The organism is Magnetospirillum sulfuroxidans, assembly GCF_018224925.1.
GTDB classification, from domain to species: Bacteria; Pseudomonadota; Alphaproteobacteria; order Rhodospirillales; family Magnetospirillaceae; genus Magnetospirillum; species Magnetospirillum sulfuroxidans.
Genome location: NZ_JAGTUF010000053.1, coordinates 1 through 1,211, shown reverse-complemented (window position 1 = coordinate 1,211; position 1,211 = coordinate 1). Strand labels below are relative to the sequence as shown.

Annotated in this window: 1 protein-coding gene; it reads right to left on the bottom strand. The window is 55.4% G+C overall.

The features are described 5' to 3' along the window. Window positions 1-25 precede the first annotated feature (25 nt). A protein-coding gene (locus KEC16_RS19605; RefSeq protein ID WP_428846074.1) for an IS3 family transposase occupies window positions 26-1,155 on the bottom strand; the annotation gives its coding sequence in 2 pieces (ribosomal slippage) (window positions 26-900 and window positions 900-1,155; 1,131 coding nt in all). Window positions 1,156-1,211 lie beyond the last annotated feature (56 nt).

Below are 1,211 nucleotides of genomic sequence, written 5' to 3'. Positions count from 1 at the left end.
GAAAGAGTGGAGAGCGTTTCTCTGTCTATGCAGCTTCGGCCTCGAAGCGGCACGGGCTTTTATATCCCAGGGCGGAATGCCGCCTGACGGGATTATAGAATCCGTCGATGTAACGACCAATGGCAATATCGGCTTGGCGACGTGATTGCCAAGCTGTCCGCCAGATCAGTTCGGATTTGATGGTTTTGAACACGGTTTCCACCATGGCATTGTCATAGCAATTGCCCTTGCCGCTCATGGAGGCGAAGGTTTTGTGGTCGGCCAAGAGTTTTCGGTAGTCGCCGGAGCAATATTGGCTCCCTCGATCCGAATGATGGATGATGCCCGCCGCCGGTTGACGAATGGCGAGCGCGCGCTTTAAGGCGGTCAGCGCCAGGTCCTTTTTCATGCGGTCACTGGTCGCCCAACCGACGATGCGTCTGGAAAACAGATCGACGACGATGGCCAGATACAGCCAGCCTTCGGCCGTCCAGATATAAGAAATGTCGGCGCCCCATTTCTGATCGGGTCCATCGGCAGTGAAATCTTGATCCAGCATATTGGGCGCGACAGGGCCGCCATGGTCGCTGTCGGTGGTTTTCTTGAAACCGCGTTTTTGCAGAGCTTTCAAGCCGTTATCGCGCATCAACCGGGCGACGCGATGACGACCGACGTCAATGCCGTCTTCCTGCAATTCCACCACCATGCGCGGAGATCCGTAGGTTTCATGCGACAGGCTGAATTGGCTGCGGATATGAGCGAGCAACACCATGTCGTCCAATTGACGGCGACTGGGTTTACGGCCTTTCCAGGCGTAAAAGCCGCTCACACTGACGCCGAACAACGCACATTTCCGGGCTATGCATAGATCGGCCTTCTTCTCGTCGATGTGCCGGAAAATCATCGACTTGTTTCCTTGGCGAAGAAGGCCGCAGCTTTTTTTAACAAGTCCCGCTCGGCCCGCAGAATCTCATTTTCTTTGCGCAAGCGGGCCAATTCCTTGGCCGTGTCTTCGTGTGGGCCGCTCAGCAAAGCGACGTCACGATGCTTGGCAAGCCACTTGCCCAACGTGGAATGTCCGATACCAAGATCGTCGGCAATCTGGCCGATGGTCCGCCCGCTGGTTTGCACCAGCCGAATCGCTTCCCGTTTGAATTCGTCGGTGAATGTCCTCATTCCTGAACCTGTCATCAGAGTCGTCCTCAAGCAAAGTTAACACCTTTGCTCTCCAC